The sequence below is a fragment of the Bradyrhizobium sp. MI1.4 genome (genome assembly GCF_055811315.1).
This window is the reverse complement of record NZ_JBVVPP010000024.1, coordinates 1-20,678: the sequence shown is the minus strand read 5'-3', so window position 1 is coordinate 20,678 and position 20,678 is coordinate 1. Positions and strand designations below refer to the sequence as shown.

Below are 20,678 nucleotides of genomic sequence, written 5' to 3'. Positions count from 1 at the left end.
GATCACGGCTGCTGCTCGCTGGACCGCGTCAGCGCCTTCAATTGCCGGTCGATCTGACGCAAGACGTCGCAGGCGGTCGCCAAAGCGCCATTGCCGATCAGTCGCCAGATCTCCGTCGCCTGCTCGTCCAGATACGGAATTGTCAGCGGTAACCGCGCTGCTTCCATAGCGCACCCTTCTCGTTGATGAGATAGCGCTCGTTCAGTGCGAACACGATCTGCGCAACGCAGGCCAGCGACCGGTAGACGCATCCGGCGATAATGGGTCTGCTCGTTACGTGCGGCCGCAAGCTCCGCATTCTCGATGCCGAAGAGGATTTCCCACTGGAAGCGCCGGATCAGAGCATTCCACAACGGTTGCGGGTAGGGCAGCGCGATCGATTTCAACCGGTTGATCAGGTCTTGCGGATCGCGCAGTGGTTGGCAATGCGATCTCGCCCATCCAGATCGCCGAGCAGAAGCCGTGTGGATGGCCGGGTTGGTAGTCCATGGTGATGATGCCGGCCCGACAGGATTCCATGACGACACAGCGTCGGCGTTGCGATAGAGCAGGTCGACCCTTTGTCCGCCAACGGACAGCCAGGCACCTCCGATGATCCACGGCCCCCATTCAGCGCCATCGCAAATTCATGGAGAGCGGCTTCGTCGTCCTCCCGTCATGACGGACTCGCGTCGCCTTGTCCGATCGCCAGCTTACGTTGCGGCGAGCGAGGGAGGGTGTCGGCGCCGGGCGTGGCTGCAGCATCGGCATGGCATATGCCGCGGCCACGCGCCGGAATCGGAAGATCAGATCCGCGCCTCCAGAATCAGATTGAAGGGCGTTTCAGCGGCGCGGCGGAAGCGCGTCAGTCCGCCCTCTCGCGCGACCTTGCGCAGCCTTGCCTCGCCCGCTTGCGCGCCCAGTGCGAGGCCCACCTCCTGGTCGAGCGAGGCCGGCGTGCAGATCATGGTCGACGCCGCATAATAGACCCGCCCGACCGGGTTGAGATTGTCCTCGAGGCGGTCGCCTGCGAACGGCTCGACCAGCATGCAGGTGCCGTCCTTTGCCATGGTCTCGCGCACGTGGCCGATGGCGCCGACGGGATCGCCCATGTCATGCAGGCAATCGAAGAAGCAGACGAGATCATAGCCCTCGGCCGGATAGGTCTTGGCGGAATGAACAGCGAAGCTGACCCGGTCGCCCAATCCGGCTTCGGTGGCCGCCTTTCGCGCGGCCTCGATCGAACCCTCGTGATAGTCGAAGCCGTAGAAGCGGGAGTTCGGGAAGGCTTCCGCCATCAGCCGTGTCGAGACGCCGTGCCCGCAGCCGACATCGGCGACCTTGGCGCCGCGCTTCAGCTTGTCCACGACGCCGTCGAGCGCGGGCAACCATTCCTGCACCAGATGATGCATGTACCCGGTCCGGAAGAAGCGGGCGGTGCCGCAGAACAGGCACTCGCTGCGCCGGTTCCAGCCGACGCCCTTGCCGGATTTGAATGCGTCCGAGATCTTCGGCTCGTCGAGAAACGCCGAGGCAATGACATTGCCGAACGCGCCGAGGAACACCGGACTGTCCTCATCGGCAAGCGCCATCGCCTGCTCCGGTAGCATCGAGAATTTTGCCGAAGCGGAATCGTATTCGATGTAGCCGGACGCCGCCTGACTCGCGAGCCATTCGCGGACGTAGCGCTCCGCCGTCCCGGTGGCGCTTGCGAGCTCGGACGAGTTCATCGGTCCCTTGGCGGCAAGGGTACGGTAGAGACCGAGCTTGTCCCCGAGCAGGACCAGCGACGCATTCATCGCCGCCCCGAATTCGGTGACCATCTTGCCCATAAAGGCATTCAACTTGTCGGAATTGACCTCCATGACAGCCTCCGTGCTGACGCGCCCCCTTAGGTGGGTCAATCCGGCATGGGGGAAGTTCAAATTGGCAGAAAAACGTGATCCCGGAACTCAGGGAAGAATGGTGTCGCTATGCTGGCATTCATGATGTCTGGTGGGTATAATTCGCAAGCTTTGCGACGGTTATTTGAATGTTCAGGCTTACACCCTCTTGCGGTCTCGCGGTTTTTCTTGCCCTGCTCTGCCTCGGCGAAGCGCCGGCTCATGCGCAAGCCGCACCCCTGCAATATTGGATCCCCGGCGGACCTTTCGGCTTCGGCGGTGTTGCCGGCCAGAGCGCCGATAGCTACGGCATTTTCCCGAGCTTCAATGGCGGCGACGCAAGCGGCCGCAGCAATTCTGCGAACGGCTTCTTTGTCGGCAGCCAGCATGGCAATCTCAATTGGAGCGGCCTCAGCCCGGCCGGACTGAGCGGCAATTTCAGCGCGCTCTCCTACGACAGCACGCAGTTCGGCTACAACACCAAGACCGCGGGGGGCATGCCCGTCACGTTCTTTGCCGGGTTCGACACCCTGAAATACGGCGGCGGCATTGGCAGCTCGCTTGCGCCGCTCACCTCCAGCGCCTCGCCCGGCTACGGCGCATTTGCGGGTGTCGAGTTCAAGCCGACCTCCAACCTCAGCCTGTCGTTCGGCGCCGGCTTCACCCAGCAGGACTCGGGCCGCATGGATAGCGATCTCAGATCGAACATGCTGCCCGGCGAGTCGCCGGCGTTGAGTGGCCTTCGGCGCTAACTAGCGCGTGAACTTCGCCACCAGTTCGACATGCGGCGTGTGGCGGAACTGATCCACCGGCACGACTACGTCGATCTTGTAGCCGCCATCGATCAGCAGCCGCGCGTCGCGGGCAAAGGTCGCGACGTTGCAGGAGACCGCGACCACCACCGGCACCTTGCTCGCGGCGAGCTTCAAGGCCTGCGCCTGCGCGCCCTGACGCGGCGGGTCGAACGCGACGGCGTCGAAATCGCGCAGCTCCGGTGCCACCAGGGGACGGCGAAACAGATCGCGCGGCTCGGCCTTGATCGGCTTGAGACCCGGCGTGCGCGCGGCCTTTGCGAGCGCTGCAATGGCGCTGGCGTCGTTGTCATGGGCGGTGATGCGGGCCTTCTCGGCGAGCCGCAATGCGAACGGCCCGACGCCGCAGAAGAGATCGAGAACGTTCTTCGCCTTGCCGATGCGCTCGGCGACCAGCGACGCGAGCGTCTCTTCGCCGGCGACGGTCGCCTGCAGGAACGAGCCCGGCGGCAGCGTCACCTCGGCGCGGCCCATCTGCAGGGTCGGTGGCAGGCGTTGCAGCACCAGTTCGCCGTGCCGTGTCAGCCGCGCCAGGCGGTGCTGCTCGGCGACGCGCGACAGCGCCGTCACGAGCGACGTGGGCAGCGGGCCGGAGCCGCGCACGTCGACATCGAGACCGTTGGCGGTCGCGGTGACCTGGATGTCCAGCGGTTTCGTCACCGGCATTTTGGACGTCAGCAGCTCGGCGAGCGCCCAACCGGCATCGAGTGCACCCTCGAGCCCGGGATCGAGGATCGGGCAGCGATCAATCGGGATGACGTCGTGCGCGCTGGCAGCCGAAAAGCCGACCTTGAGGATGTCATGGGTGCCGAACCGGCCGTGCAGCGTGATGCGCCTGCGCCCCGCGCCGTGAGCGTCGACCAGCGGCGTCACCTCGCAGTCGATGCCGGCCTGGGCCAGGGTCTCGACCACGATGCCGCGCTTCCAGGCGTGATACGGTTCAGTCGCCCAGTGCTGGATCGCGCAGCCGCCGCAGACGCCGAAATGCGGACAGAACGGCGCGACGCGCTCGGGACTGGCGACGTCCACTACCAGCAGCTTGCGGCGGTCGGGATGATTGCCGACGACATGATCGACTTCGACGGTCTCGCCGCCGAGCGTGTAGGGCACATAGATGGCATCGCCAGCGTCGAGCGAGACGCCGTCGCCGCGATGGCCGACGTGATCGATCGTCACGCGCTCAACCACGGCGCGCGCCCAGGAAGAATTCGATGTTGCCGTCGCCGCCGGTGATCGTCGACGGGAACACCTCGATACCGGTGCAGCCGAGCGAGGCAGCAAAGGCGGCGATGTCGTCGCAGATCTCGCGGTGCACGGCGGCGTCGCGGACGATGCCCTTCTTGTTGTGCTTCCGGTCCGCCTCGAATTGCGGCTTGATCAGCGCCAGCAGGCTCATCGGCGCGGCGGCCAGCGACAGCGCGATGGGCAGCACCGTCTTGAGCGAGATGAAGCTGACGTCGATCACGACGACATCGGGCCGCGCCGGCAGGCGCTTGCCGTCATAGGCGCGGATGTCGGTCTCTTCCATCGACACGATCTTGGCGTGACCGCGCAGCGAGGGATGCAACTGGCTGGTGCCGACATCGACGGCAAAGACGAGGCTCGCGCCATTCGCCAGCAGTACCTCGGTGAATCCGCCGGTGGAGGCGCCGACGTCGAGGCAGACATGGTCCTCGATCTCGATCGGGTAGCGCTCCAGCGCGCCGGCGAGCTTGACGCCGCCGCGGGAGACGTAGGGGTGCGCGGGCTCGGCCTGGATCACGGCGTCCTCGGCGATGGTCTCCGACGGCTTTGCGACCTGCTTGTCGTCGGCGGTGACGAGCCCGGCCTCGATCGCCGCGCGCGCCCGCGCCCGGCTCTCGAACAGGCCGCGCTCGACCAGCAGAACATCCGCGCGCTTGCGGGCAGGGGACATCATCTCTCCGAAGACGCCTGAGGCGCTTATGTAGCGATCAATCGCGCGGCCGCCATCCGGACGCAAGCCTCGAACGCGGCCAGATCGTGCCAGACGTCGATCGGCATCTGCGCCGGCGTCACCAGCGGGCAGCCATGCAGCTCCAGCGCGTGGATCATCATGAGATTATCGACGAGGCCAAAATCCTCGACCGTCAGCCCCTGCGCATCGACCAGCCGTCCGTCTTCGGACGTCACGTCCATGAAGCGACTGACACGGTCGGCATAGGCGGCACCGTCATTGGAATAGGCGAGGCAGAACTTGCGGCGGCCGGCCATGTAGCCGAGCTCGTAGACGGTGCCGGGATCGGCGCCGGCGCCGCGGAACGGCGTGAGGTTGGCGATGATCGCATCGGCCGCGTCCATCATCGCCTCGTTGCCGCAAAAGATCTGCCGCGAGGCGTCGGGCGCGGCGAGGTCGATTTCGTTGTCGAGGGGATAGAGGCCGGTGACGCCGTGCGCGGCACAGACCGCGACTTTGTGCCGGCCGATCTCGACCGCATCTGGCAGGAACACGTCGGGGCCTGCCAGATAGATTCTCATCACAGCTGCTTCGCGGAAGGTCGAAGCTCGCTATCAGGCGAGCTTGACCGTCTCGGCCTTGACGTCCTTGCCGAGCGCCTCGAACACCTTGGCGACGATGCCCTTGGCGTCGAGACCGGCACGACCGTACATCGCCGCCGGGGTGTCGTGGTCCTGGAACACGTCGGGCAGTACCATGGTGCGGAACCGCACCAGGCCGCTGTCGAGCGCGCCCTGATCGGTCAGATATTGCGCGACATGCGAGCCGAAACCGCCGACCGAGCCTTCCTCGATCGTGATCAGGATCTCGTGGTCGCGCGCGAGCTTGAGCACGAGTTCGGTGTCCAGCGGTTTCATGAAGCGCGCATCAGCGATCGTGGTCGAAAGGCCGTGGGCTGCAAGCTCGTCGGCGGCCTTCTCGCATTCGGCGAGGCGCGTGCCGAAGGAGAGCAGGGCGATCTTGCTGCCCTGGCGGACGATGCGGCCCTTGCCGATCTCGAGCGGAATGCCGACTTCGGGCATCTCGATGCCTCGGCCTTCGCCGCGCGGATAGCGCAGCGAGCTCGGACGATCATTGATCGCGACCTGGGTTGCAACCATGTGCACCAGCTCGGCTTCATCGGACGCGGCCATGATCACCATGTTCGGCAGACAACCGAGATAGGCGTTGTCGAACGAACCGGCATGGGTGGCGCCGTCGGCGCCGACGAGGCCGGCGCGGTCGATGGCGAAGCGAACCGGCAGGCTCTGGATCGCGACGTCATGCACGATCTGGTCGTAGCCGCGCTGCAGGAACGTCGAGTAGATCGCGCAGAACGGCTTGTAGCCCTCGGTGGCGAGACCGGCGGCGAACGTCACTGCGTGCTGCTCGGCGATGCCGACGTCGAAGGTGCGGTCCGGGAACGCCTTGTTGAAGATGTCGACGCCGGTGCCGGAAGGCATGGCCGCGGTGATGGCGACGATCTTGTCGTCCTTCTCCGCTTCCTTGACGAGGCTCTGGCCGAATACGTTCTGATAGGCCGGCGCGTTCGGCTTGGACTTGGCCTGGGTGCCGGTCGCGACGTCGAACTTGACGACCGCGTGGTACTTGTCGGCGGAGGCTTCCGCCGGGCCGTAGCCCTTGCCCTTCTGCGTCACGACGTGGAGCAGGATCGGGCCGGTCTCCATGTCGCGCACGTTCTTCAGCACCGGCAGGAGATGGTCGAGGTTGTGGCCGTCGATCGGGCCCACGTAATAGAAGCCGAGCTCCTCGAACAGCGTGCCGCCATCCATCATGAAGCCGCGGGAATATTCCTCGACGCGGTTGGCTCGGTTGGCGAGGATCTTGGGCAGGCGCTGGTTGATCTGCTTGGCCACATCGCGCAGCGTGCGATAGGTCTTGCCCGAGTAGAGCCGCGACAGATAGGCGCTCATCGCGCCGACCGGCGGCGCGATCGACATGTCGTTGTCGTTGAGGATGACGATCAGGCGCGAGTTCATCGCCCCCGCATTGTTCATGGCCTCATAGGCCATGCCCGCCGACATCGCGCCGTCACCGATGACGGCGATAACGTTGTTCTTGCCGCCGGAGAGGTCGCGCGCGACCGCCATGCCGAGGCCGGCGGAGATCGAGGTCGAGGAATGCGCGGCGCCGAACGGATCGTAATCGCTCTCGCTGCGCTTGGTGAAGCCGGACAGGCCGCCGCCGGTGCGCAGCGTGCGGATGCGATCGCGCCGGCCGGTGAGGATCTTGTGCGGATAGGCCTGGTGGCCGACGTCCCAGATCAGCCGGTCGCGCGGGGTGTCGAAGACGTAATGGATTGCAGTGGTGAGCTCGACCACACCAAGGCCTGCGCCGAAGTGACCGCCGGTCACCGAGACGGCATCGATGGTCTCCTGACGCAGCTCGTCGGCGACCTGGCGAACCTGCTCGACCTTGAGTTTGCGCAGGTCGTCCGGCGTCCGGATGGTGTCGAGAAGCGGCGTTTTACTATATGCGTTCACGGCGATTTCCAATTTGTCAGCGCCGGAAGATCGTTCCGGCGCGCGATGGGTTTGCTCAATATCGGCGCAGCGCGAGTCCTTAAACCGTCGGAGCCACCTGCATGGGGCAAAGCCCCGTCTTCAAGCTTAGGTGAGCTTAAGTGCTCTCCGGTTCAGTCTCTGTGATCCCTGTCACTTAGATCGGCTTCGTCCATCCCAGCCAATTCATCAGCAGTTTGAAGCGCTTGTCGTCGGTAATCAGTGCCCACGCAAGGCTTACAAAAAGCCACACTCCGCGCAGCTTTACACCAAAGCTTGGGCCAAAGCCAACCCGCTGGGCCCGATTACGGGCATGCACCTGCAACCCGCGGGCCAGAGTCGTTAATCCTGGCGCCATCGGAAGGGTTCCAAGCTAGCCCGGTTCCTCGGCAAGGTTTTTCGCGTGGGGAAGCTATTTTTAGGCCGGATTCAGGAGGACAAGGGGCGCTCTGAGGGAGGTTCCATAATCTCCGGAGCGCCGGTTCCCTGGAATCAGGCAGCAGCAACGCCGACGGCGGCGTGCGATCATGAAAAATTGCCGGTGCGCGCTGCGTGAGATAGGCGGCTTTGAAGGCGGCCCTTACTGGACGTCGAGCGGCGCGGTGCCGGTCGCCTGGCCGCTGGCATCGGTGGTGATCTTGTCGACGCGCGCCTCGGCCTGGCGCAGCAACTCCTCGCAGCGGCGCTTCAGGGCCTCGCCGCGCTCGTAGATCGTCACGGATTCCTCGAGCGGCACCTTGCCGTCCTCGAGCCGTTTCACGATCGTTTCGAGCTCCTCGATGGCGCGTTCGAAGGTCAGCCTGGAGATGTCGATTTGGGTATTTTCGGCCATATAAGTTTCCGATTGCCCGATTCGCTTCACGTCGGAGAAAGCAAAGTTTTGCGGGCGCAATGTGGCGGGTGTGTCAGGCGCCCATCAGGGCGCCGACATGCGCCGTAACAGATTCTTTCAGTCCTTGCAGGTCGTAGCCGCCCTCGAGCACAGAAACAACGCGCCCTCCGGCGGTCTTGTCAGCGAGGTCCATCAACTTACGCGTCACCCAGGCATAATCCTCCGCGCGCAAATTCAGCGACGCCAGCGGATCGCGATAATGCGCGTCGAAGCCGGCAGAGATGACGAGCAGCTCCGGGCTGAATTTTTCGAGCTGCGGCAGGATCAGATTCTCGAACGCGATGCGGAATTCCGGCCCGCCGTCCTCGGAGGCGAGCGGTGCGTTGACGATGGTGTCGTGGTCGCCGCGCTCGCTCTTGGCACCGGTGCCCGGAAACAGCGGCATCTGGTGCGTCGAGCAGTACATCACGGTCGGGTCCGACCAGAAAATATCCTGCGTGCCGTTGCCGTGATGCACGTCGAAATCGACGATGGCCGCGCGCTTGATGCCGTATTTACGCTGCGCGTGGCGCGCGGCGATGGCGACGTTGTCGAAGAAGCAGAAACCCATCGGCTTGCCGATCTCGGCGTGGTGGCCGGGCGGGCGCACCGCGACGAAGGCGTTGCGATGCTCGCCCGCCATCACCGCTTCGGTCGCCGCGACCGCGCCGCCGACGCCGCGCATCACCGCTTCCCACGTGCCAGGCGACATCGAGGTGTCGCCATCGATATAGACCTGTCCGCTGGTCGGCGCGATGTGGCGCAGCTCCGTGACGTAGTGCTCGTTGTGGCAGAGCGTGACGAAGTCGAGATCGCCCTCCGGGGCCTGGTCGCGCACCAGGAACTGGAAGCGCTCATGCGACAGCGCTTCCTCCACCGCGCGCAGGCGGTCCGGCCTTTCAGGGTGTCCCGGCGGCGTGACGTGGTCGAGGCAGGCCTTGTGGGAGAGGAGAAGCGTACTCATCAGTCGGCCTCATGGGATGCGGGCTCTCGATGTCGCTTGGCGCATCCGGCGCCAAAACGCAAATGCAAAACCCAATCTATGCGTTCCCCCGGGAATGGCAAAGGGTGTCCCGGAGCGGCCTGTTTGATCCGGATCAATTCACGCGCAGGATGCGGCTCAGCGGCAGCGGTCCGATCGGTCCGTGCGCCCGGAAGAACGCGAACAGCGCGTCAGCGTCGTAGCCGCCATATTGCGGCCCCGTGCCTTGTTTGGCGACCGTAAACCCGTCGCCCCCGACTGCGAGGTAATCGTTGAGGGTGACGCGGTAGCCGCTTCCGGCTTCGATCAGCCTGCCATTGAGCGTCATCTTCTCGTTGATCACGCGCTCGCCGTATGGCTTCGCCGCATCCCAGGCGTAACTGAACCCGTTCGAGACCTGGAGAATCCGCGGCCGCTTCGGATCGAGCCATTGCTGCTCCAGCATGTCCTTGAGCTGGCTGCCCGTGAGCGTCATGGTGACGAGCCGGTTGCGGAACGGCTGGCTGGCGAAAACGTCGCCGAAGGTGATCGCGCCGTTCTCCTTTGGCACGATGTCGGTGCGGATGCCGCCGGGATTGGTGAGCGCGATGACGGCGCTGCCGTCCTTGGCGTCCCTGGTCGCGGCCAGCTGCGCGTCCGCAATGACGTCACCGAGCGGGCTTTCGCCGGCCTCGTTCGGCACGCGTGACAGCGTCTGCGTCACCGATCCAGCCGGGCGATTGGCGATCGGCGCCGAAAGCCTGTCGTAAGCGTCGATCAATGCGGTCTGCTCGGGATCCCTAGGCAGCGAGGCATTGGCGACGAGGACGTTCTCGGCCCTAGCGCTGACGATGTCGCGCGTTGCCGGATCGAGCTTGAGGTCGATCGCGGTGACCAGAGTACCGTATTTGTCGCCGCTGGTGACGAGCCGCCCGTCAATATCGCAGACATAAGCACGATGGGTGTGGCCGCTGACGACGAGGTCGACGGCGCGATCGATTTTTTTCACGATGTCGACGATCGGCCCCGTGATAGCAGGGCATTCATTGTAGTCGCCGGCCGGCTCGCCGCCCTGGTGGATCAGCACTACGATCGCCTCGACCCCACCCGCTTTCAGCTGCGGCACCAGCGCGTTCACCGTTTCGGCTTCGTCGCGGAATTCGAGGCCGGTGATGCCCGATGGCGAGACGATGCCCGCGGTGTCCTTCAAGGTCAGCCCGATGAAGGCGATGGGGATGCCTTCGAATTCCCTGATCTCGTAAGGCGGCAGCACGCTCTTGCCCGTCGCCGTCTCGATGGTGGACGCCGCTAGATAGCGGAATCTGGCGCCCGTAAAGGAATGCGGCCCCTGACAGCCGTCGACGGGATGACAGCCCCCGTTCTGCATCCGCAGGAGCTCGGTCTTGCCTTCGTCGAATTCGTGATTGCCGACCGAGCTGATCGCGAGCCCCATCATCGAGAGCGACTCGATCGAAGGTTCGTCGTGGAACATCGCCGACAGGAACGGGCTCGCGCCGATCAGGTCGCCGGCGGCGACGAAGATCGTGTTCTTGTGGCCCTCGCGCAGCTGCTTCACCAGCGTCGCCATGTATTCGGCACCGCCGGCCGCCACCATCACCTTCCTGGCCTTGTCCTCGGGATCGCTGATCCGGATGCCGCCCGGCGGCGGGCGCAGATTGCCGTGGAAATCGTTGATCGCAAGGATGCGCAGCTCGACGGGTGCGGCGGTTTGGGCGGACGCGGGCAGGGCGGCGAGCGCGAGCGAGAAGACGGTCAGCCGGAGAACATGTTGCATGAAACCAGACTAGTCGTTCCGCACGAAGATTTCACGAAGCTTTCTTCCTTCTCCCCTTCTCGAGAAGGTGTCGCGAAGCGCCGGATGAGGGGGTGTCTCCGCAAATTCAAATGTGAGTTCGACTCGCGGATAGAACCCGTCACCCGTCTCGCCGCTTTGCGGCGAGCCAGGCTCTCCCGCCATGGGAGAGGGAAGACAGCCTACCGCTTCTTCCTGTTCATAAACGCGTTGAACGCGGCGGTGGCTTCTTCCGACTTCAGCCGCTCGCCGAACAGATGGGCCTCCTGATCGATGCGGCGGGTGAGCTCCTCGGATGCGACGCGGAGCAGTTTGCGCGAGATCGCGACCGCTTCGGCGGGAAGCCGGCAGATATCGCGCGCCACCTTGCGTGCCTCGACCTCGGTATGACCCGGCGAGACCACGGTGTTGACGAAGCCGGCGGCATGCGCTTCCGCGGCCGTAAAAGTCCGTCCCATCACCAGCATGGCGAAGGCGCGCTGGTAGCCCATCGTGTTCGGCATCAAGAGGCTGGACGCGCCGACCGGCACGAGCCCGAGATGGATGTAGGGCGCGGAGAAGGTCGCCGCGTTCGAGGCCAGCACATAGTCGCAATGGAACAGCATCACGGTGCCCATGCCGATCGACGCGCCGTCCACGGCCGCGATCACCGGCTTGGCGTTGAGAGCTAGCGAATAGAGAAACTTGGCGCCGTCGGACAGCGTCTCGGGGCGCGACGTGTCGGCGTGCATGAAATCGTCGATGTCGTCGCCGGCGGTGAACACGCCGGAGCCCCCGGTGATGATCATGCAGCGGATGTCGGGATTGTTCTGCGCGGTGTCGATCGCGCGGCTCATCTCCCGATACATGTCCTGCGTGATCGCGTTCTTCTTGCTCGGGCGGCGCAGGGTGATCACGCGCGTTCCGCGCTCTTCGCTGACGACGATATTGCCATTCGGCATGAGGGGCCCCTGCGGTCGCCGCGATACTGACATTGCTAGACTCGCGAAACGTCAGCCTACATCATCTTGCAGGCGTGCCAATGCGCTAGCGCGACCTTTTGGAGACCGAATTCGCCCGAGACGGGCGCATCACGCTCGCCGCCGTGTTCCGCGTTGCAATGATCAACCGCCATTTTCGATTGAAAAACCACTGGTTGTGGTGCACGATCGCCTCGCGCCGTTCCATTTGGCCGATTGCCCGATTGATGATTGCCGCCACTCGTGTTGACGAATCCTCGCTGCACTATCGCGGCTGGCGCGTCGTGCTGGCCTGCTTCCTGATGGCTTTCTTCATGTTCGGCTTCGGCCTGTACGGTCAGGGCGTCTATCTCGCGGAACTGCAGCGCGCCCATGGCTGGCCGGGCACGCTGGTCTCCGCGGCCAGCACCTTCTCCTTTCTCCTGACTGCCGTCCTCGTCATCTTCACCGACGATCTGCTCGCCCGCATCGGGCTGCGGTCGCTGATCCTGTGCGGCCTGTCGGCGCTCGGCGCTTCGACGGTGCTGCTGGCGCTGCTGCAGACGCCGTGGCAGCTCTATCTCGCTTATGCGCTGATGTCGGTCGGCTGGACCGGCATGGGCACGGTGGTGATCGCGACCGTGCTGAACTCCTGGTTCGAACGGCGCCGCGGTCTCGCGCTCAGCCTCGCCTACAACGGCGCGACCTGCGGGGGCATCGTGCTCGTGCCGCTGCTGCTGTCGCTGAGCGGCAGCATCGGCTTTCGTTCCGCGATGCTGGCGGCCACGCTGGCGATGGTGGTGCTGGTGCTGCCGGTGGTGGTCATCTTCACCGGGTGGCGAACCGAAATGCCGCCGACGTCGGGTGGGAATTCATCCACTGGCGGCACTGCCTTGCCTTCGGTTCACTCACGCAAGACGCTGCTCGCCAACGCGGCGTTCTGGACCATGGTGCTGCCGATCGCGGTCGCGCTGCTGGCGCAGATGGGATTCATCATCCATCAGGTGACGTTCCTCGAACCGCTGATCGGCCGCGCCAGTGCGGGCCTTGCCGTCACCGTCATGGCGGCGATGGCGGTGGTCGGGCGCCTCTCGCTCGGCCTGTTCGTGGACCGGCTCGATCCGCGGCTCGCCTGCGCGGCATCGATGACGAGCCAGGCGGCGGCGCTGTTCGTGCTTCTGCAAAGCACGAATCCGACCGTGCTGCTCGTGTGCTGCGCCGTCTACGGTTTCTCGATCGGCAACATGATCACGTTTCCGCCCTTGATCATCCAGCGGGAGATCGGCGCGAGCGCCTTCGCCGCTGCGATGGGGCTGGGCACCTCGATCAGCGGCATTGTCAGCGCCTTCGGCCCCGGCATCGTCGGTCTCGTGCGCAGCGTAAGCGGCGACTACACGAGCGCGTTTGCGATGTGCGTGGTGCTCGACGTGGTGGCGGCGAGCGTCGTACTATGGCGGCCGGGGCGACGTACGAAGCTTGCGGCTTCGTAGCCCGGATGGAGCGCAGCGCAATCCGGAATTCGTGTCACCAGCAATGATGGCCCCGGATTGCGCTGCGCTCCATCCGGGCTACGCGTCCCGGCTACCCCAACAGCACCGCATCCGCTGCGGCGACCGACTCCGCACTCTCCGTCACGGTGCGCTCGAGCGCGCCGGCCTGCACGGCGATGTTCTCGGCGAAGAAGCGCGCCAGCGAGACGTAGCGCCCGGCGTCCGCGATGCCGTCGGATTTCGCGGCGAGCGCTTCGGACGCCAGCATGCAGCCGCCGAGCGTGGCGCCGAACTGTTGCAGATACGGCGTCGCGCCGGCCAGCGCCTCGTTCGGCGCGGAAGGAAGCCGCTCCAGCAGCCATTTGCTGGTGCGCGTCAGCGCCTCAAGTGCCTCACGCAATTTCACGCCCGTGGTGCCGAAGGCGGGATCGTTGGAGGCTTCGACCTGCTTCACGATTGCGGAGAGTTCGTCGAGCAGCGCCCACACCGACGCGCCGCCGTTGGCCGCGAGCTTTCGCGTGACGAGGTCGATGGCCTGGATGCCGTTGGTGCCCTCGTAGATCGCGGTGATGCGGGCATCGCGATAGTGCTGCGCCGCGCCGGTCTCCTCGATGAAGCCCATGCCGCCATGCACCTGCACGCCGAGATAGGCGACCTCGTTGCCGATGTCGGTCGAATAGCCCTTGGCCATCGGCGTCAGCAATGCCGCACGCGCGGCAGCGTCGGCGCGGACCTTCGGATCCCTGGCACGCGTCGAGACGTCGATCGCCACCGCGGTCGCATAGCAGATGGTGCGCGCCGCAGCGGTCTGCGCCCGCATCCGCATCAGCATGCGCTTGACGTCGGGATGCACGAAGATCGCATCGGAACCGTCACCCTTGTTGCCGAGGGCGCGGCCCTGCTTGCGCTCTTGTGCGTACGACAATGCCTGCTGATAGGCACGGTCGGCAACACCGACGCCTTCGAGGCCGACGCCGAGGCGGGCCTGGTTCATCATCGTGAACATGCAGCGCATGCCCTGGTTCTCTTCGCCGACCAGGAAGCCGATCGCGCCGCCATGATCGCCCATGGTCATGGTGCAGGTGGGGGAGGCATGCATGCCGAGCTTGTGCTCGACGCCGGAGGCAAAGATGTCGTTGCGCGCACCCAGCGAGCCGTCTTCGTTGACCATGAATTTCGGCACGAGGAACAGCGATATCCCCTTGGTCCCTGCGGGCGCGTCCGGCAGGCGCGCCAGCACGAAATGCACGATGTTGTCGGTCATGTCGTGCTCGCCGTAGGTGATGAAGATCTTCGTCCCCTTGATGCGATAGGTGCCGTCGGCCTGCTTCTCGGCGCGGGTGCGCAACGCGCCGACATCGGAGCCGGCCTGCGGCTCGGTCAGCTGCATCGTGCCGGTCCATTCGCCGGAGACGAGCTTCTCGAGATAGATTTTCTTCAGCTCGTCGCTGCCATGCGCGTCCAGCGCCTCCATCGCCGACGCCGTCAGCAGCGGGCAGAGGCCGAAGGCGACGTTGGCGGCGCTCCAGATCTCGCTGCAGGCGGCGTTGATCGCGAGCGGCAGGCCCTGGCCGCCGAAATCCTCGGGGCCGGAGACCGCGTTCCAGCCGCCCTCGGTCCAGCGCTTGTAGGCGTCCGGCCAGCCCGGCGCGGTCGTGACCTTGCCGTCGCTGAGCTTGATGCCGTGCTCGTCGCCGACTTTGTTGAGCGGCGCCAGCACGTCGGTTGCGAACTTGCCGGCTTCCTCCAGCACGGCGCTCACGATATCGCCGTCGAAATCGCCGTAATGGCCGGCCTCCATGGCAGCTTTCAGGCCGGCGCCGTGGTTGAGCGACAGCAGCATGTCAGAGATCGGCGCGCGGTAGGTCATGGCTCACTCCCGTGGACAGTTCTTGGCGCCGTATTCCCATGAAACGGGGGAGGTCTCAACTGTCAGGAGGGTGGCGGAACGCCCGTCGGCAACGGGCTGGCGTAGCGCTCCTGTAAGGCATGGCGCGGCGCCACCGGCGCCTGTGGTATTTTGCCCCTCCGGGCGGTTGAAATGCCGCGCCTCTCCCTATAGACCGGCACCACTCGAGGGAATCCGCGGACGCTCCTGTCGCCGCCGTTTCCCGAGGGCCTGATGGGGCGTAGCCAAGTGGTAAGGCAGCGGATTTTGATTCCGCCATTCGGAGGTTCGATCCCTCCCGCCCCAGCCAGCGCTTAAGCTGCTGAGTTCGTTATGTAAGCAGCTCTGATGCCGCCGAATTTTTTGAACGCGTTTGGAAATGGAGCTTCTGATGCTCGTTCCCGAATCAAACTAAACGGCGTCGTGCATTACATCGACCATAGTGGCCTATCTCCGTGGCTTTCATCTCAGTATATACCGCCGAGGCTACTTGGGGTGGTCTGTTACGCCCTCATCGTAGGATAGGGTACTACAGCGAACAATCGGACAAGCAGTCGAAATAATGCATTGGTGCGGAATTCGCCGTGCTGTCCATCATTTCCTACAACACAGTGGAGGAGGCGATCGAGATCGCCAACGACACTGTCTACGGCCTCGGCGCCCACGTGCAGGGCACGGATATGGAAACGGTGCGGGCCGTAGCCGGAGAGATCCGGTCTGGTCAGGTCCATGTGAACTATCCTGACTGGGACCCGAACGCACCTTTCGGTGGATACAAGCCTTCCGGCAACGGCCGGGAGTACGGCCTAGAGGGGTTTGGAAGAATATCTCGAGACAAAGGCCGTTCTCGGATTCTACTCATGAAGTTGCTCTCGTCGCATCGGGTCTTGGCGCTCGTCACGACTAGCGTCCGCCAATGCAAAAGTGTTTCCGGCCGTGATGGCACACGCGTCGGAATCCGCAGAACACCTTCTGGCTCAAGGTCGGGGCTTTGACGGCTGGCTGAGTTGGCCCGTGAGTTCAGTTCGCCCGACATGTGGAGCGGTATCTCATATTTCTCCAGGCCATGCCGAAATCAATCTGTCGCGAGAAACCCGTGCGGCCGTGGATAGATGGCTCCGCGTCGCTGAAGCAAACCGATGGTTCGCGCGATCTTGGGTTGGAAGATGGGCACGGCCGTTATGTTTCGATATCGTACGGTTGCCGTTGAGCCCGGGAAGTCGATTCCTGGATGCACTGATCGATTCAGGAATTTCGCTTGTGGAAGGTGGCTGCGGAACCTGCGAGACACGCGTGATCGAAGGCATGCCGGATCACCGCGAGCAGTTTCTGAGCAAGCAGGAACAAGAGACAAACAAGACGATCATGATTTGCTATTCGGGTGCAAAGTCGAAAAAGCTGACCTTGGACCTCTAAATAGGCCCAACCGACTGCCAACGTCTAATGACAGAACGTGCGCCTTGTCCGATGCGGGGATTCGCGAGGCGATGCCCGCGGCACGAACGGCGGCGGTAACGGCCGAAGGGGACAGCCCCAGCACGGAAACAGTGCCTACTGCTCCCTCGCGCCCTATTGCGGCGCTGGCGACCGTCTGTCCGTTGGCCATGTCGATCATCACAGAAATGGCGCCACTATGAGGAAAGAGGACGTGCTCGGTCTGGTCACCCGCCTGCGAGACGACCGCATCCCGATCGAGCGCTACCATCTCTAGCTCGGGCGCCAGCAGTTCGAGGTCCGCCGCCGGCAGTGTTGCCAGAAGTCGGTTGCCAATTTCGGCGGGAAGCGTCACTGCGGCCTACCTCGAACGATCCGCCGCATCGCATTTCGAGCGTCATAGGGCGGCCAACTCGAACTTTGTTTGAATCCGCCTACGCCTCGCGCCCCGAAGTCCAATTCAGCTGCGGAAGCTCTCAATCTCAAAAACTCCAACCACACGCCCTCGGAGGCGAATTGTTGTCTCTCAGGGTGATTGAGGAGTTAGGTCCCAGCGCGCCGCTGCACAATTGCGAAATGCGCATGGGTAATACCATAGGGTCCGGTTCCCGGGACGCGGCAAACGCCGCGGCGATCTCGGAAGTGTGGGGCTCGGCTTGACCTAGAAGCTCAACAGCTACGTGATGAAGTCCGGTCATTTCCGCCAGGACACAAACGAGACAGTCTGCTTAGGAAGGTCCGGCAGAACGAAATCACGTCTCAGTAACCGAGTGGCTGACCTTGCCAAGATGGCAGCCACCGAAATAGGGCGCCTCCGTTGGCAGCATGAGTGGCGGCTCAAACGAGCATCCACATCGTAAACGCGGCGCAGAGGCAGATCGTGACCACGACAGTCATTCCGGCAAAGAAGCGCTCGGTCCGGTCCATGTCGATCATCTTCCAGATCGATCCACGTCCATAAACGTTTAAGGCTCCTGCTTGCGCCTGTCGTAATCTGTCAGAGCTTACGTCCCATTAGATGGTGTGAGCGCTCTGCGAACTGGCATTCCAGCAAATTCGATCTGAGGGGCTTCGAAACCAACTGAATCAGCTGGTTGCTAACCGCTATCTGCAAGCCCGCACCGAGCAGCTCTTGACCCTGAGTACGGCAACGCTCGTTGCGTGTGTCGGGCTCTTAGTGTCCAAGTTGCAGTAACTGATAGCCCTCCGAGGCTCGCGCAATAGCGGGGGTTGTGTTGATCAATTGGCATCGGTCGTCGAGCAGGTTCGTGGTCCAATGCGGCGAGACAAAGTAAGGATCAAACGTCGGAGTGATGAAAAGCTAACCATAATCGAAGAAGGATCGCTCAAAAGTTCACTGCTGCTGGTGCGAACCTTATTGCATGCCTGCGCAGAGCACAGGCGGACGACGCTCTGGCGCTGACACTCGACATTGCACTCAGCGCTGGGACTGCTCACCTGCTTTGATGGATGGCGGACAAAAGGCTCCAGTCATCGGACTGGAGCCGCCACCTTCCTAAGCGCCTCCGCGAGGGGGATTGCGGGCAGTCGGAAGAGCGGGGTTTATCGATCTAGTCAATGTTTCAACCGGATGCACGCTAGCGGCAAAAGTCAGACTATTGCGCTGTCATAAAACCAGTCAAACACCGGGCTTGTCATTTCAATCTGCGAGACTTTAACTCTGACACTCAGAAATAACAGGTTTGTCAAAAACAAGCCGAAGGGGGTCCGCAGTGGAGAAGGTGCGACGCTTACGCGCGATGGGTTCGCTGTGTCGTCAACAAGCAGCGTACAATGGCGTGAATAAATGGAAGCTCCTCGCGGAAGCAGAATACTGGGAGCACTTGGCTGAGCTTGAGCTGTCGTCCCATTTCCAAGAATGCAACGTCGCTTGTGCAAATGAAAGAACAGAGCCTCAAGCACGCACAGAGGCGAATGATTACTCGCGCCGGGAGACGATTGCCCCCGAAGCAACGGCGACCACGAATGACGCGCAGTGTGCGCTTATGCCCCTATGAGCAAGATACTCGTCGCGGCAATCGAAATGTGGGTTGGTCCAGCGCGCCAGTGTCGGCGACCTTACTCTTCTGACCTATATGTCGCGATTTTGCGCGCGCCTTCCCAAAGCTCGACGTCTTGGCCGTTAACGAGCTGCTTGGCTCGTTCGCTCGCCGTTGGTTCGTCGACGCAATCAAGTTCAAGGCGAAGCTGTATGTGGCCGTCCGATCCAAGAATGTAGGCTCGATACTCCGGCATGAGTTGCTCCAAAACATCAGTTCCGAAGCTGAAACCCGAGAAATTACAACAACATCAAGAAGCTGTCCATTTAATTAGGACGATACTCCCATCCGTTCCCGACGGATCACTGCTCTGGACATACTCAAGAGCGCCACCGCCGTTGAGGAGGTCACGTTCGGATTCACCCAACCCCGAATATTAAGCTGCCTTCGTTGCATGATCGATTAAATACATTTAACAAATTAAATTCGGATAACTGAAAATAATGTGGTACCTCTGTCGGTCCGAAGACGTTCGTGACGTGGATGTCATACCTCGACAGAAGATGACGATCGACGTGAATTTTTGAAGACCTGCGGTAGATTTGCGGCCGTAACGCCGCCCGCCATGACCTTGCTTCTATCGACCTCACTCACGTCAAACGCCATCGCCGCGTCTGGGGCAAAAGGTGTGAACGGAGGTGGGGCAGAGCACCATCACCATGAGCACCACCTCGAACACCATCCTCACGACCGGGACGACGATTAATTGATGAGGGAAGAGGTCCGCCTCAGGCACTCCGGGGCCTCTGCCTTGTAAGCACATGGCCTACTCACCTAGTCGTGAGTTGGGTCGCTGTCGGCGCTCTACACATCTCGGTCGGGTTAATCGAGACGGTCTCTCGCCCATGGGCGCGACCTGCGCCGATAGTGCCACAAACAGCATCAATGTCGTTAGGGCACCATGCCGGCGCATCATGCTCGCGCGCCGAGAGCGTCGTCGGTCGTGGCGACGTGCAGCGTGTTCAGACTGCGGCCATCGGGCAGCGGAACGGATCAGCAATCACGCCGCTGTCAGTCTCGATTGCTCATCATGCTTCGTGCTACTGCAGTTTCTGGTTGTTGGCTACTTCTCGCGCTAAACTAAGCTCAAGCTCAGTGAGCTTTTCGATCAAGTGCTCCACGATCTCCGCGCAGTCCGAATGCGTCAGCGAATGCACTCCGCGCGATGTCAGTTGGTTCTTGAGGATAGTCGCCATCATGGCTTTGACGCTCATGGACCGGCCTCGTCTGAAAAATCGGATCGTCACAAAATCAATCTGAAGTAGACGTTGAATATGGACGACAAGCAACGGCAAGAAGTTTGGTTCAACCTCCGTACAAGTACGGGCGGCGCTCGCGCTATGTTGCGTTGCGAAGCGCGTTGCCGTTGCAACACCAAAGCAGCGCTTCGCTCCGAATTCGGGACTTACGAAACAATTCGTTAGCTTTTATCTGGCTTGCTAGGTGCGTGCCGATTACCGCCGATTGCGGCACATGGAATGGGAATACCGGCCCCGGCTGTTCCTCCCAACCTGCGGCCGGGGCCGTTTGAACTTGCACTGCACCGTTCAACCCGGTCCACGACAATGTTTAGAGGCATTGCCATCACGCTATTTGGGATTTGGGCTGACCATTCTTTCGCAGCTCGATCAGACGCTCTTCTATGGTCGAAATACTGGCGCCGCGCTCAGGCTTGTGCGGGACATTAGTCGTGGTTCCGGCCTGTAGGTCAGCCGTGCTGCGCTCCTTCGGGCGGGGCATGCGCGAGCTTCCTCGACGGCTACTTCTTCAACAATACCCCTATCGTTCGCGCCATTCGCCTCACTGATCCTGCGTGACGGCCCAGCTCGGCTGCAATCTTCGATACGCCAGCGCCCGTCCGTGCCAGCTTCGACAATTGCTGGACCTCGCGGTCGGTCCATTGCTTTGGCTTCGGCGTTTTCATGGTGCGGTGCTCACCCGTACCAGTTAACCAGCGCGCCTCGTTTCGAACACTTGGGAAATTTACGGGTGGGTCCGTGGGCTGCGATCGAGGTTCACCGAGAAATAGTCGACCACTTCCGTAGCCTCGGCGCCTTGCCTGAAACCCCGCTG

15 protein-coding genes, 1 tRNA gene and 2 pseudogenes are annotated in these 20,678 nt (G+C 62.9%); 5 read left to right on the top strand and 13 right to left on the bottom strand.

Annotation, left to right across the window (positions count from 1 at the left end; all coding sequences use genetic code 11):
* Positions 1–2: 2 nt before the first annotated feature.
* On the bottom strand, positions 3–386 hold the full coding sequence (locus tag AC0L23_RS23810) for a hypothetical protein (protein WP_201263223.1): 384 nt from the start codon (positions 384–386) through the stop codon (positions 3–5).
* A gap of 399 nt (positions 387–785) precedes the next feature.
* Positions 786–1,844, bottom strand: a complete 1,059-nt coding sequence (locus AC0L23_RS23805; RefSeq protein WP_018456255.1) for a class I SAM-dependent methyltransferase — start codon at positions 1,842–1,844, stop codon at positions 786–788.
* 167 nt (positions 1,845–2,011) lie between these two features.
* Here AC0L23_RS23805 and AC0L23_RS23800 point away from each other — a divergent pair, with 167 nt between their 5' ends.
* Complete coding sequence (locus AC0L23_RS23800; protein WP_085361375.1) at positions 2,012–2,614, top strand: hypothetical protein; 603 nt, start codon at positions 2,012–2,014, stop codon at positions 2,612–2,614.
* On the opposite strand, the gene AC0L23_RS23795 is transcribed toward AC0L23_RS23800, so the two are convergent.
* The 8 genes from AC0L23_RS23795 to AC0L23_RS23760 form a co-directional block, all read right to left on the bottom strand.
* Positions 2,615–3,862 carry a class I SAM-dependent RNA methyltransferase gene (locus AC0L23_RS23795; protein WP_085361376.1) on the bottom strand — a complete coding sequence of 416 codons (1,248 nt, stop codon included), beginning with the start codon at positions 3,860–3,862 and terminating at the stop codon, positions 2,615–2,617.
* Positions 3,855–4,589, bottom strand: coding sequence for a TlyA family RNA methyltransferase (locus AC0L23_RS23790; protein ID WP_085384123.1), 735 nt, complete (start codon positions 4,587–4,589; stop codon positions 3,855–3,857). The genes AC0L23_RS23795 and AC0L23_RS23790 overlap by 8 nt, the downstream gene beginning before the upstream one ends.
* Positions 4,590–4,615: 26 nt before the next feature.
* A complete protein-coding gene (locus tag AC0L23_RS23785; RefSeq protein ID WP_085361377.1) occupies positions 4,616–5,170 on the bottom strand; it encodes a nucleoside 2-deoxyribosyltransferase in 555 nt (184 codons plus the stop codon).
* A gap of 33 nt (positions 5,171–5,203) precedes the next feature.
* Positions 5,204–7,132, bottom strand: a complete 1,929-nt coding sequence (dxs, locus tag AC0L23_RS23780) for a 1-deoxy-D-xylulose-5-phosphate synthase (protein ID WP_026233122.1) — start codon at positions 7,130–7,132, stop codon at positions 5,204–5,206.
* A gap of 598 nt (positions 7,133–7,730) precedes the next feature.
* Entirely contained in the window at positions 7,731–7,982 is a 252-nt protein-coding gene (locus AC0L23_RS23775) for an exodeoxyribonuclease VII small subunit (protein WP_007594646.1), read from the bottom strand.
* A 73-nt stretch (positions 7,983–8,055) separates the two neighbouring features.
* A complete protein-coding gene (locus AC0L23_RS23770) occupies positions 8,056–8,985 on the bottom strand; it encodes a histone deacetylase family protein (RefSeq protein WP_085352539.1) in 930 nt (309 codons plus the stop codon).
* A gap of 133 nt (positions 8,986–9,118) precedes the next feature.
* Complete coding sequence (locus tag AC0L23_RS23765; RefSeq protein WP_018456263.1) at positions 9,119–10,777, bottom strand: bifunctional metallophosphatase/5'-nucleotidase; 1,659 nt, start codon at positions 10,775–10,777, stop codon at positions 9,119–9,121.
* 200 nt (positions 10,778–10,977) lie between these two features.
* Complete coding sequence (locus tag AC0L23_RS23760) at positions 10,978–11,736, bottom strand: enoyl-CoA hydratase-related protein (RefSeq protein ID WP_018456264.1); 759 nt, start codon at positions 11,734–11,736, stop codon at positions 10,978–10,980.
* A gap of 245 nt (positions 11,737–11,981) precedes the next feature.
* Between AC0L23_RS23760 and AC0L23_RS23755 the strand changes: the two genes are divergently transcribed.
* Positions 11,982–13,223: an MFS transporter gene (locus AC0L23_RS23755; protein ID WP_473357447.1), complete on the top strand. Its 1,242-nt coding sequence runs from the start codon at positions 11,982–11,984 to the stop codon at positions 13,221–13,223.
* Positions 13,224–13,314: 91 nt separating this feature from the next.
* Here AC0L23_RS23755 and AC0L23_RS23750 read toward each other — a convergent pair whose 3' ends face one another.
* Positions 13,315–15,093 carry an acyl-CoA dehydrogenase gene (locus tag AC0L23_RS23750; protein ID WP_085361379.1) on the bottom strand — a complete coding sequence of 593 codons (1,779 nt, stop codon included), beginning with the start codon at positions 15,091–15,093 and terminating at the stop codon, positions 13,315–13,317.
* A gap of 253 nt (positions 15,094–15,346) precedes the next feature.
* On the opposite strand from AC0L23_RS23750, the gene AC0L23_RS23745 reads away from it, so the two are divergent.
* The 3 genes and pseudogenes from AC0L23_RS23745 to AC0L23_RS23735 all read left to right on the top strand — a co-directional run bounded on the left by AC0L23_RS23745 (position 15,347) and on the right by AC0L23_RS23735 (position 16,527).
* Positions 15,347–15,421 (top strand) — tRNA-Gln (locus AC0L23_RS23745).
* 274 nt (positions 15,422–15,695) lie between these two features.
* Positions 15,696–15,975 (top strand): annotated as a pseudogene (locus AC0L23_RS23740) (aldehyde dehydrogenase family protein); the annotation flags it as partial.
* Positions 15,976–16,050: 75 nt separating this feature from the next.
* A complete protein-coding gene (locus AC0L23_RS23735; protein ID WP_473357451.1) occupies positions 16,051–16,527 on the top strand; it encodes a 2Fe-2S iron-sulfur cluster-binding protein in 477 nt (158 codons plus the stop codon).
* A gap of 49 nt (positions 16,528–16,576) precedes the next feature.
* Here the strand turns inward: AC0L23_RS23735 and AC0L23_RS23730 are convergent.
* A pseudogene (locus tag AC0L23_RS23730) lies at positions 16,577–16,900 on the bottom strand (cyclic nucleotide-binding domain-containing protein); the annotation flags it as partial.
* A 2,745-nt stretch (positions 16,901–19,645) separates the two neighbouring features.
* Complete coding sequence (locus AC0L23_RS23725; RefSeq protein WP_162847274.1) at positions 19,646–19,819, bottom strand: hypothetical protein; 174 nt, start codon at positions 19,817–19,819, stop codon at positions 19,646–19,648.
* Positions 19,820–20,678: the final 859 nt, after the last annotated feature.

What these genes read in the sequence shown, in the direction of transcription:
- AC0L23_RS23785 (WP_085361377.1), bottom strand. Translation starts at nt 5,170, where the DNA reads ATGAGAATCTATCTGGCAGGCCCCGACGTGTTCCTGCCAGATGCGGTC.
- AC0L23_RS23755 (WP_473357447.1), top strand. Translation starts at nt 11,982, where the DNA reads ATGATTGCCGCCACTCGTGTTGACGAATCCTCGCTGCACTATCGCGGC.
- AC0L23_RS23735 (WP_473357451.1), top strand. Translation starts at nt 16,051, where the DNA reads ATGGCACACGCGTCGGAATCCGCAGAACACCTTCTGGCTCAAGGTCGG.
- AC0L23_RS23800 (WP_085361375.1), top strand. Translation starts at nt 2,012, where the DNA reads ATGTTCAGGCTTACACCCTCTTGCGGTCTCGCGGTTTTTCTTGCCCTG.
- AC0L23_RS23760 (WP_018456264.1), bottom strand. Translation starts at nt 11,736, where the DNA reads ATGCCGAATGGCAATATCGTCGTCAGCGAAGAGCGCGGAACGCGCGTG.
- AC0L23_RS23805 (WP_018456255.1), bottom strand. Translation starts at nt 1,844, where the DNA reads ATGGAGGTCAATTCCGACAAGTTGAATGCCTTTATGGGCAAGATGGTC.
- AC0L23_RS23725 (WP_162847274.1), bottom strand. Translation starts at nt 19,819, where the DNA reads ATGAGCGTCAAAGCCATGATGGCGACTATCCTCAAGAACCAACTGACA.
- AC0L23_RS23790 (WP_085384123.1), bottom strand. Translation starts at nt 4,589, where the DNA reads ATGTCCCCTGCCCGCAAGCGCGCGGATGTTCTGCTGGTCGAGCGCGGC.
- AC0L23_RS23750 (WP_085361379.1), bottom strand. Translation starts at nt 15,093, where the DNA reads ATGACCTACCGCGCGCCGATCTCTGACATGCTGCTGTCGCTCAACCAC.
- AC0L23_RS23765 (WP_018456263.1), bottom strand. Translation starts at nt 10,777, where the DNA reads ATGCAACATGTTCTCCGGCTGACCGTCTTCTCGCTCGCGCTCGCCGCC.
- AC0L23_RS23770 (WP_085352539.1), bottom strand. Translation starts at nt 8,985, where the DNA reads ATGAGTACGCTTCTCCTCTCCCACAAGGCCTGCCTCGACCACGTCACG.
- AC0L23_RS23775 (WP_007594646.1), bottom strand. Translation starts at nt 7,982, where the DNA reads ATGGCCGAAAATACCCAAATCGACATCTCCAGGCTGACCTTCGAACGC.